The 10,126-nt window shown below is 64.2% G+C and carries 10 protein-coding genes and 1 pseudogene; 2 read left to right on the top strand and 9 right to left on the bottom strand.

Features of this window, described 5'->3' with window-relative positions; genetic code table 11:
• The 4 genes and pseudogenes from AB3X86_RS15885 to AB3X86_RS15870 form a co-directional block, all read right to left on the bottom strand.
• Positions 1–187, bottom strand: a pseudogene (locus tag AB3X86_RS15885) (electron transfer flavoprotein subunit beta/FixA family protein); the annotation flags it as partial.
• A gap of 236 nt (positions 188–423) precedes the next feature.
• Positions 424–1,221 carry a MetQ/NlpA family ABC transporter substrate-binding protein gene (locus AB3X86_RS15880; protein WP_368596667.1) on the bottom strand — a complete coding sequence of 266 codons (798 nt, stop codon included), beginning with the start codon at positions 1,219–1,221 and terminating at the stop codon, positions 424–426.
• Between the two features lie 48 nt (positions 1,222–1,269).
• Positions 1,270–1,923 (bottom strand): methionine ABC transporter permease, encoded by a 654-nt coding sequence (locus AB3X86_RS15875; protein ID WP_008924321.1) that lies wholly within the window; start codon positions 1,921–1,923, stop codon positions 1,270–1,272.
• Entirely contained in the window at positions 1,913–2,947 is a 1,035-nt protein-coding gene (locus AB3X86_RS15870) for a methionine ABC transporter ATP-binding protein (RefSeq protein WP_368596666.1), read from the bottom strand. The genes AB3X86_RS15875 and AB3X86_RS15870 overlap by 11 nt, the downstream gene beginning before the upstream one ends.
• 240 nt (positions 2,948–3,187) lie before the next feature.
• On the opposite strand from AB3X86_RS15870, the gene AB3X86_RS15865 reads away from it, so the two are divergent.
• Positions 3,188–4,093, top strand: a complete 906-nt coding sequence (locus AB3X86_RS15865; protein WP_368596665.1) for a lysophospholipase — start codon at positions 3,188–3,190, stop codon at positions 4,091–4,093.
• A gap of 27 nt (positions 4,094–4,120) precedes the next feature.
• On the opposite strand, the gene AB3X86_RS15860 is transcribed toward AB3X86_RS15865, so the two are convergent.
• Together AB3X86_RS15860 and AB3X86_RS15855 are read right to left on the bottom strand one after the other, a co-directional pair.
• A complete protein-coding gene (locus tag AB3X86_RS15860; protein ID WP_368596664.1) occupies positions 4,121–4,930 on the bottom strand; it encodes an enoyl-CoA hydratase in 810 nt (269 codons plus the stop codon).
• 3 nt (positions 4,931–4,933) lie between these two features.
• A complete protein-coding gene (locus tag AB3X86_RS15855; RefSeq protein WP_368596663.1) occupies positions 4,934–5,857 on the bottom strand; it encodes a histone deacetylase family protein in 924 nt (307 codons plus the stop codon).
• Between the two features lie 336 nt (positions 5,858–6,193).
• Here AB3X86_RS15855 and mltB point away from each other — a divergent pair, with 336 nt between their 5' ends.
• Positions 6,194–7,372, top strand: a complete 1,179-nt coding sequence (gene mltB, locus AB3X86_RS15850; RefSeq protein ID WP_368596662.1) for a lytic murein transglycosylase B — start codon at positions 6,194–6,196, stop codon at positions 7,370–7,372.
• Between the two features lie 111 nt (positions 7,373–7,483).
• Here the strand turns inward: mltB and cysM are convergent, their stop codons facing one another.
• The 3 genes from cysM to rfaD form a co-directional block, all read right to left on the bottom strand.
• Positions 7,484–8,386, bottom strand: a complete 903-nt coding sequence (gene cysM / locus AB3X86_RS15845) for a cysteine synthase CysM (RefSeq protein WP_013090134.1) — start codon at positions 8,384–8,386, stop codon at positions 7,484–7,486.
• 238 nt (positions 8,387–8,624) lie between these two features.
• On the bottom strand, positions 8,625–8,999 hold the full coding sequence (locus tag AB3X86_RS15840; RefSeq protein WP_368596661.1) for a ComEA family DNA-binding protein: 375 nt from the start codon (positions 8,997–8,999) through the stop codon (positions 8,625–8,627).
• A gap of 78 nt (positions 9,000–9,077) precedes the next feature.
• Positions 9,078–10,070: an ADP-glyceromanno-heptose 6-epimerase gene (gene rfaD, locus AB3X86_RS15835; RefSeq protein ID WP_368596660.1), complete on the bottom strand. Its 993-nt coding sequence runs from the start codon at positions 10,068–10,070 to the stop codon at positions 9,078–9,080.
• Positions 10,071–10,126 lie beyond the last annotated feature (56 nt).

Here is a 10,126-nt window from a genome sequence, read left to right as displayed (position 1 = left end):
CCGACACGGCGATCACTTCGGTCGCGACACCCGCTTCCTTCAGCCGCACGGCTTCTTCAACCGCGATTTCGTCGAACGGATTCATCGACATTTTCACGTTGGCGATGTCGACGCCCGTACCGTCCGATTTCACGCGGACCTTCACGTTGTAGTCGACCACTCTTTTCACTGGCACCAGAATTTTCATGCACACGCTCCAAAGTTACGAATACGTCAACCCGACAAACATTATAGCGACTGCCCTCATGGCAGCCGTGTCGCGGGCGCTTTGCGGAAGGATATCGCTCCTCCGCGGCGTGACGGCAATATCGAACGATCGTTCTATTTTAATCTCTAAAAAACCCGGGAAACAACCCCGGGTTCCGACTCCGACCTCTAATTTCCCATTGCCGTCGTGTTCTGCCTGGTTCGTGGATCATTGCATCACCAGGAGGTGATCACCGAGCCGCCGAATTTGCTGTCGACGAACTGCTTCACTTCCGGCGAGTGGTACGCCGCGACGAGCTTCGCGACCCACGGCTTGTTCTTGTCCGCTTCGCGAATCGCGATCACGTTTACGTACGGACCCTTCGGGTCCTCGATCGCGATGGCGTCCTGCTTCGGCTTCAAGCCCGCTTCCATCGCGAAGTTGGTGTTGATCGCGGCGGCATCGACGTCGCCCAGCGAACGCGGAATCTGCGCCGCGTCGAGCTCGACGATCTTCAGCTTCTTCGGATTGTCGACGATGTCGAGCGGCGTCGCCTTCAGGCCGGCATCGGCGCGCAGCTTCAGCAAGCCCTGCTTCTGCAGCAGCAGAAGCGCGCGGCCGCCGTTGGTCGGATCGTTCGGCACGGCGATCTTCGCGCCCGGCTGCAGTTCGGCGAGCGACTTCACTTTCTTCGAGTAGATGCCCATCGGGTACGTGACCGTATCGGCGACACGGATCAGCTTGTAGCCACGGTCCTTCACCTGCGCCTGCAAGTACGGGTCATGCTGGTAGCTGTTCGCGTCCAGATCGCCGCTCGCGAGCGCCGCGTTCGGCTGCACGTAATCGGAGAATTCGACGATCTTGATGGTGAGGCCGTTCTTCGCGGCGACCGTCTTCACGACGTCCATGATCTGCGCGTGCGGGCCGCCGGTGACGCCGACCTTGATCGTGTCTTCGGCCTGTGCCGCGGTGGTGGCGAACAGCGTTGCCGCGCCGAGCGCGGCGGCCAGCTTGAGAATGAGGCGACGTTGCATGATGGTCCTTTTCCGAATCTCTATGAGCGGGCTTCCGAACGCCCTTGTTTACTTATGGCTCAAACGACGCACGAGCCAATCCCCAAACGACTGCACCAGTTGCACGAACACGATCAGGATCAGCACGACCGCGAGCATCACTTCCGGCAGAAAGCGCTGATAACCGTAGCGGATGCCGAGGTCGCCAAGGCCACCGCCGCCGATCGCGCCGGCCATCGCCGAATAGCCGACCAGCGACACGAATGTGATCGTCAAACCGGCGACCACACCCGGCAGCGATTCCGGCAACAGCACCTTGAAGACGATCTGGCTGGTGGTCGCGCCCATCGCCTGGGCCGCCTCGATGAGCCCGCGGTCGACTTCGCGCAGCGCCGTTTCGACGAGGCGCGCGATGAACGGCGCGGCGGCGATCGTCAGCGGCACGATGGCCGCCGCCGTGCCGATCGACGACCCGACGACGAGCCGCGTAAACGGAATCACCGCGACCAGCAGGATGATGAACGGTGTGGAGCGCACCGCATTGACGATCACGCCCATCACGCGATTCACCGCGACGTTTTCGAGCACGCCCTGGCGGTCGGTCAGATACAGCAGCACGCCGAGCGGCACGCCAACCACGGCGCCAATCAGTCCGGAGATACCCACCATAATGAGGGTCTCCCAGAACGACTGGACGAACATATCGAACATTTCACTCAACATGCGAGAGCTCCTCCACTACGACACCCTGCTCGCGCAGAAACGTGATCGCCTGTGCGACCTTGGCCGGATCGCCGCCCGCCAGAACCGCGAGCGAGCCGAACGCCTGCCCTTGGATCTCGTCGATCTGGCCGTGCAGGATATTGAAGTCAAGCTCGTAGCGGCGAATCGTCTCCGACAGGATCGGCTGATCGACGCCCGAACCGGTGAACGCGAGGCGCAGCAGATGGCCGCTGCCGGTCTTCAGGCGCTGCGCGACGCGCGCCTTCATGGCGGGCGGCAAGTCCTGCGCGATGACGTCGCCGATCAGCGCGCGCGTGACTTCGTGGTGCGGCTCCAGGAACACGTCGATCACCTTGCCTTGTTCGACGACGCGGCCAGCGTCGAGCACCGCGACGCGATCGCAGACCTGCTTGATCACGTCCATCTGGTGCGTGATCAGCACGACCGTCAGGTTCAGTTCGCGGTTGATGCGCTTCAGCAGATCAAGAATGGCGCGCGTGGTTTCGGGGTCGAGCGCGGAGGTCGCCTCGTCCGACAGCAGCACCTTCGGCTTGCTCGAGAGCGCGCGAGCGATACCCACCCGCTGCTTCTGCCCGCCGCTGATCTGCGCCGGATAGCGGTCCTTCTGCGCCGACAGACCGACGAGTTCGAGCAGCGGCAGCACGTTCGCCTCGATTTCGTCGCGCTTCATGCCGGCCAGTTCGAGCGGCAGCGCGACGTTCTCGTACACGGTGCGCGACGACAACAGATTGAAGTGCTGGAAGATCATGCCGATCTCGCGACGCGCGTCGCGTAGTTGCGCGGCGGGCAGCGTCGTCAGATCGCGGCCGTTGACTAGGATGTTGCCCTCGGATGGGCGGGTCAGCAGGTTGATCGTGCGCACGAGCGTGCTCTTGCCCGCGCCGCTGCGGCCGATGATGCCGAACACCTCGCCCGCCGGAATCGTCAGATTGACGTTGTGCAGCGCCTCGACCCAGCCCCGGGGTCCGGCGAACCGCTGGGAAACATTGCGTATTTCGATCATGGACAAACGAAAACGGCGGAGGCTGCCGGCGAGCGTCGTGCTCCCGGCAAGCGGCCGCCGCTTCTTTTATTTGGGATTTAAGGTCGCCATTCTACCGCAGCGCCGACATACCCTTTAATAATCAATTCCGATCTTTTCATAACCAAAGGGCATTAGAGCCGCGCGTTTCGTACAAAGCTCTCGCGCATCGCGCCGCTCCGACTATGATCGGACCACCCCCCTTCCGCACAGCCTACCGCCATGCAAACTTCCCCGAGCCACACGGTGCGCGCGAGCGCCGGCAGTCTTAATAAGGATGCGCCGCAGCGCGCGTCGGTCACGACCGCCGATAGCATCGAGTTGCCGCTGTATCGCTGGCAGCCGAATGGGCCGATACGCGCGACGGTCGCGCTGCTGCACGGCCTCGCCGAGCACGCCGGCCGTTACGCGGCCGTGGCGGACCGGCTCAACGCGGCGGGCATCGAACTCGTCGCGGTCGATCTTCGCGGCCACGGCCACGCGCCCGGCAGGCGCGTCTATGTGAAACGCTTCGACGACTACCTGCTCGATGCGCAGGCGCTGCTCGACGCCGCCGCGCAAAGCTGCGCGCCGCTCTTCCTGATGGGCCACAGCATGGGTGGCGCGGTGGCCGCGCTGTACGCGATCGAACGTCTCGACGCCAGCGGGAGGCGCCTGAGTGGTCTGATCCTGTCGAGCCCCGCGCTTGCGCCGGGGCGCGACGTGCCGAAGTGGATGCTCGCGCTGAGCCAGGTGATCAGCCGCGTCTATCCGGGCTTCCCGGCGATGAAGATCGACCCCGCGCTGCTGTCGCGCCTTCAGCCGGTCGTCAAAGCCAACCTCAACGATCCGCTCGTGCATCACGACGCGATTCCGGCGCGTACGGGCGCCGAGCTGCTGCTGGCGATGGCGCGCATCGAACGTGGCCGCGCGGGGCTGCGCATGCCGCTGCTCGTGTTTCACGGCACCGACGACAAACTGACCGAGCCCGACGGCAGCCGCGCGTTCGGCGAGCACGCGGGTTCGCCTGACAAGACGCTCACGCTGCACGAGGGCAGCTATCACGAGACGATGAACGACCTCGACCGCGATCGGGTGATCGCGGGGTTGGTCGATTGGATTGAAAGACGGTCGGTGGGACGGAGTTGAGAAGATGCGGCGCGTGGTAGACGTCGGCTAGCGCTTCCACTCCGGCGCGCGTTTGTCGATGAAAGCCTGCACGCCTTCGAGCGCCGAGTCGTCCATCATGTTGCAGGCCATCGTCTGCCCGGCGAGCTGGTACGCGGCCTCGATGCCCATTTCGAGTTGGCGGTAGAACAGGCCCTTGCCCGCGCTGACCGCTTCGACCGGCTTCGCGCAGATGCTCGCGGCGAGCCGCGCGACTTCGTCGTCGAGTGCATCGGCTGGGGCGACGCGGTTCACGAGCCCCTGCTTGCGGGCTTCGGCGGCGTCGATGAAATCGCCGGTCAGCAGCATTTCGAGCGCGGCCTTGCGCGACAGGTTGCGCGACAGCGGCACCGACGGTGTCGCGCAGAACAACCCGAGGTTCACGCCCGATACGGCGAAGCGCGCAGTATCGGCGGCGACAGCCAGATCGCACATGGCGACGAGCTGGCAGCCGGCCGCGGTCGCGATGCCGTGCACGCGCGCGATCACCGGCTGCGGCAGGCGCTGGATCGTCAGCATCAGCTTCGTGCAGCGCGCGAACAGCTGCTGGTAGTACGCGAGCGACGGCGCCGCGCGCATTTCCTTCAGGTCGTGCCCGGCGCAGAACGCGCGGCCCGCGCCGGCGATCACGACCACGCGGGCATCGGTCTTCGCGATGTCGGTCAGCGTCTGCTGAAGTTCGTCGAGCAGCGCTTCGGACAGCGCGTTGAACGCATCGGGCCGGTTCATCGTTACGCGCACGACGCCCGGTACACGATACGCGTCGGGTTCGATGGTGACCAGCGACGCGTCGCCGGTATTGACGGGGTTGACGTTCATGGCTCAGATCTCCGCGAGCGAGCGCACGTGCGCGACCACGCTGCGCCCGAGCGCCGACAGGTTGTAGCCGCCCTCGAGACAACTGACGATGCGCCCGCGCGCGTAGCGCCGCGCGATCTCGCACACCTGGTCGGTAATCCACGCGTAATCGTCTTCGACGAGGCCCATGTTGCCGAGGTCGTCCTCGCGATGCGCGTCGAAGCCGGCCGAGATGAACAGCATCTCCGGCCTGAATTCGTGCAGGCGCGGCAACCACAGCATATCGACCGCTTCGCGCACGGCCATGCCGTTCGAGCGCGCCGGCATCGGCACGTTGCACATGTTGGACGCCTGGTTGTCGGCGCCCGTGAATGGATAGAACGGGTGCTGAAAGATGCTGCACATCAGCACGCGCGGGTCGCCCGCGAATGCGGCCTCGGTACCGTTGCCGTGATGCACGTCGAAGTCGATGATGGCGACCCGCGCGAGACCATGCACGTCGAGCGCGTGGCGTGCGGCGATCGCGACGTTGTTGAAGAAGCAGAAGCCCATCGCGCGCGCCGGCTCCGCGTGATGGCCGGGCGGGCGCACGCTGCAGAACGCGTTGTCGTAGCGGCCTTCGATCACCGCGTCGGTGGCGGCGACCGCCGCGCCCGCCGCGCGCAACGCGGCCCGCAACGTGTGCGGGTTCATCGTCGTGTCGGGATCGATTTCGGCGACGCCCTCGACCGGCGAGCGACCGCGGATGTAGTCGACGTGCGCCTGCGTGTGCACGCGCAGCAGCGCGGCCTCGTCGACGAGCGGCGCCGATTCGCGCTCGATCAGCGCGTCGATGCGGCTCGCGATCAGCTGATCCTCGATCGCCTGCAGGCGCGCGGGGCACTCGGGATGCCACTGTCCCATGTCGTGCAGCAGACAGTCGGGGTGGGAATAGAAACCTGTTGCCATAGTTCGTGTTGTGCGTCTCTCTTCTACGGCGCGGCGCATCAATTGCGCGCGCGGCGTGTCTCCGTCGAGCGGCGCGCGCCCCCGCGCGCCTACTTTCGTCAAGTTACCACACGACGCCGCTGTCGCCGATTCAGCACGGTTTTGCGGGAGCCGTCGGGTATACTTCCCCGACCCGTTATTCGCCGTTTCGTTCCTGCCGCTTTCCGACTGCTTCCAGCCTTTCACGCATCGCGCTCACTGCTCACCATGACCGTCAAGCTTGCTCTGTCCGCAGGATCCCCACGCAACCGGCTTCGCCTCAACTCCCTCGCCGCCTCACTGACCGTCGCATCGTGCATGTTCATCGCAGCAAGTCCCGCGAGCGCACAAAGCGCCACGCGCAAGGCCTCTGTGCAGCTCGCGCAGAGCCAGCCGCAACAGCCGGTCCCGCAAGGGCAAACGTTTGAGGAAGAGATCATTCCGCAGCGCTATGCGAACAACGCGAACGTCGATGCGTTCATCAACGAGATGGTCGCGCGCTACGATTTCGACGAAGCGTCGCTACATGCGCTGTTTGCCGGCGTCAGCTACTCGGCGACCGCGGTGAAGCTGGTCACGCCGTCGCTGACGCCGTCGGTCAAGAACTGGCGCTCGTATCAGGCGCGCTTTCTCGACCCGGTGCGCGTCAATGCCGGCGTGCAGTTCTGGCGCGAGAACCGGGCTACGCTGCAGCGCGCGTATCAGGAGTTCGGCGTGCCGCCGGAGATGGTCGTCGGCATCATCGGCGTCGAGACGATCTACGGTCGCTACATGGGTAATTTCCGCGTGCTCGATGCGCTGACCACGCTGAGCTTCGATTATCCGAACACCGCGAATCGCGCGGACCGCCAGGCGACCTTCCGCAAGAATCTCGAAGACTATCTGGTGTGGACGCGCGATGCGCAGATCGACCCGAACACGGTGCTCGGCTCGTACACGGGCGCGATCGGCATTCCGCAGTTCCTGCCGAGCAGCATCGTCCAGTACGCGGTCGACTACGAGGGCAACAAGCACATCGATCTGCGCACGAGCGATGCCGACGCGATCGGCAGCGTCGCGAATTATCTGCGCCAGAATGGCTGGGAAAGCGGCCGGCCGGTGGTATGGCGAATCGGCTCGGACGCGGGCAGCCTCGGTGTCGCGCAGGCGGCGGCCACTGGCCAGCCGGAGCCGCACTGGCCGCTCGACCAGTTGCTGCGCGCCGGTCTCGTGCTGAACGAGCCGAACCTCGACATTGCTTCGGAAGCGGGCACGCCGGTCACGGTGGTCGATCTGCCGACGCCGGGACGGGGCACCGAGTTCGTGCTCGGCCTGAAGAACTTCTACGTGCTCACCCGCTATAACCGCAGCTTCTTCTATGCGCTTGCGGTGTATCAACTCGGTCAGAAGGTCAAGGCCCAGATGGAAGCAATCGACACTGCGAATGCCGCGAAGGCGGTCAACAACGGCGGCGCGTCGCAAGGTCAGACAGATCAGTCGAACTCAAATTCGCAGTGAGTCGCCCCGCGGGTCGCCGCGCGCGCCTCGCGTTGAAGGACGTAAAAAAGCGCCGGCTCGACCGGCGCTCTTTATTGGCTCGTGCGCCCGCGAAGGCGCCCGGCGACCCGCTTACGCGGGAAATACTCCCGTGGACAGATAACGGTCGCCGCGGTCGCAGACGATGAACACGATCGTCGCATTCTCGACCTGCCGCGCGATGCGCAGCGCGACTTCGCACGCACCGCCCGACGAAATTCCCGCGAAGATGCCTTCGACCGACGCCAGGCGGCGCGCCATCGCCTCGGCCGCGGATTGGCTGACGTTCTCCACACGGTCGACGCGGCTACGGTCGAAGATTTTCGGCAGATACGCTTCCGGCCACTTGCGAATACCCGGAATACGCGAGCCCTCTTCCGGCTGCGCGCCGATAATTTCGATCTGCTGGTTCTGCGTTTTCAGATACGTGGACACGCCCATGATCGTGCCGGTCGTGCCCATCGACGATACGAAGTGCGTGATGCGCCCTTCCGTGTCGCGCCAGATTTCCGGGCCCGTGCCTTCGATGTGCGAAGCCGGATTGTCCGGGTTCGCGAACTGATCGAGGATGATGCCCTTGCCTTCGCGCTGCATCTGCTCGGCGAGATCGCGCGCGTACTCCATGCCGCCTTTGACTGGCGTCAGAATGATTTCCGCGCCGTAGGCCGCCATGCTCTGACGGCGCTCGACCGACAGATCTTCCGGCATGATCAGCACCATCTTGTAGCCGCGGACCGCCGCGGCCATTGCGAGCGCGATGCCGGTATTGCCGCTGGTCGACTCGATCAGCGTGTCGCCCGGCTTGATGCGGCCGCGCGCTTCGGCCTTCTTGATCATCGACAATGCCGGACGGTCCTTCACCGACCCCGCCGGGTTGTTGCCCTCGAGCTTCGCGAGGATCACATTGTTGCGGCTGCGGATCTCGTCGTCGGGAAGCCGGACGAGTTGTACGAGCGGCGTGTTGCCGACTGTGTCTTCAATCGTTTTGTATGCCATATGGGGTCCAGCGATCGATGCGCGAGAGAGTGTCTTCAATCTATCGATTCTAAACCACGAACTCCGGCGCTGCCCTGCAGCCCTTCTGTCCGCATGGATGCATGCCGCCTGCTGCGCAAAAAGCCCGCGGCTGCGAGCCGCGGGAAGTCGTGTGTGCAAATCGGAGCAATGGGATGTTCGCGGACCCTGCGCGCCGCAAGCCGCTCGTCAGCATGACACGCGCAAGGCTCGCGGCAGCTTACTTCTTCACCGCCACTGCGGCGGCGCCCTTCTGCGTGGCGGCCGGCGCGGCCGCAGCGGCCGGCTCCTTGGCCGCTGCAGCTGCCGCAACCTGCGCGCTAGCAGCCGCGCCAGCCGGTCCGACAGCGAGACCCTCCGCCTGCAGGCGCTCGATGGTGTGGCCGCCCATGCCCTTGACGCGCTTGCCGAGATCGGCCGCGTCCTTGAACGGGCCGTGCGCATTGCGTTCGTCGACGATCGCTTTGGCTTTTGCCGGACCGATGCCCTTGATGCCGCGCAGCGCGTCCTCGTTAGCCGTATTGACGTCGACCGCCGCATACGCGTGGCCAAAAGCGGCGAGCATCGCCGCGGTAACCAGTACTTTTCGAAACATATTGGAATCTCCCTGTTGCCACTGGCCGGCGACCATCACCAGCCAGGAGATTCCAGTTTAAAGAGGACGGCGTACTAATTAAACCTGGCCGAACAGCCAGCGCACGTAACGATCGACACCTTCCTGCACGCTCAGAAACGGCGCGTCGTAGCCGGCCGCGCGCAGCTTCGACTGATCGGCCTGCGTGAAGCACTGGTACTTTCCACGCAGCGCGTCGGGGAACGGAATGTATTCGATCAGTCCGCCTTGCACCTGATCCGCGAGCGACAGCGCCGGCTCGTTGTTCAGCGCGCGCAGCGTGTTGACCACGGTGCTCGCGATGTCGTTGAACGGCTGCGCGCGGCCGGTGCCGAGATTGAAAATGCCCGACTTCTCCGGATGATCGAAGAAGAACAGATTGACCTTGACGACGTCTTCGACGGAGATGAAATCGCGCGTCTGCTCACCAGCCGGATAGCCGTTGTATTCGCCGAACAGCTTGACCTTGCCCTCGGCGCGGAACTGATTGAAGTTGTGAAACGCGACCGATGCCATGCGCGCCTTATGCGTTTCGCGCGGACCGTACACGTTGAAATAACGAAAGCCCACGATCTGGCTTTTCGCCGTGGGCAGCACGCGGCGAATCACCTGGTCGAACAGGAACTTCGAATAGCCGTACACGTTGAGCGGCTGCTCGACCTCGCGCTCCTCGACGAAGCGGCTCGAGCCGCCATACGTCGCCGCCGACGATGCATACAGGAACTGGACGTCCTGCGCGAGACAGATGTCGAGCACGTCGCGGCTATAGCGGTAGTTGTTGTCCATCATGTAGCGGCCGTCGGTTTCCATCGTGTCCGAGCAGGCGCCTTCGTGGAAAATCGCGCGCACCTTGCCGAAGTCGCCGCGCCTGAAGCGCTCGACGAATTCGGTTTTGTCGAGATAGTCGTCGATTTCGCAATCGACCAGATTCCTGAACTTGTCCGCGCGCGTGAGGTTATCGACCGCGATGATGCGTTGTTCGCCGCGCTCGTTGAGCGCCTTCACGAGATTGCTGCCGATAAAACCGGCCGCGCCGGTGACGATGACGGTCATGATGATCCTGCCGTAGTGAGCTTTGTAGTGAGCTTCGTTCAGTCAACGCCGCGGGG

This window comes from Paraburkholderia sp. BR14374 (genome assembly GCF_040948685.1).
Classification (GTDB): Bacteria; Pseudomonadota; Gammaproteobacteria; order Burkholderiales; family Burkholderiaceae; genus Paraburkholderia; species Paraburkholderia youngii.
Note: the sequence above shows the minus strand (reverse complement) of the source record. Positions and strands in the feature narration are given on the sequence as shown.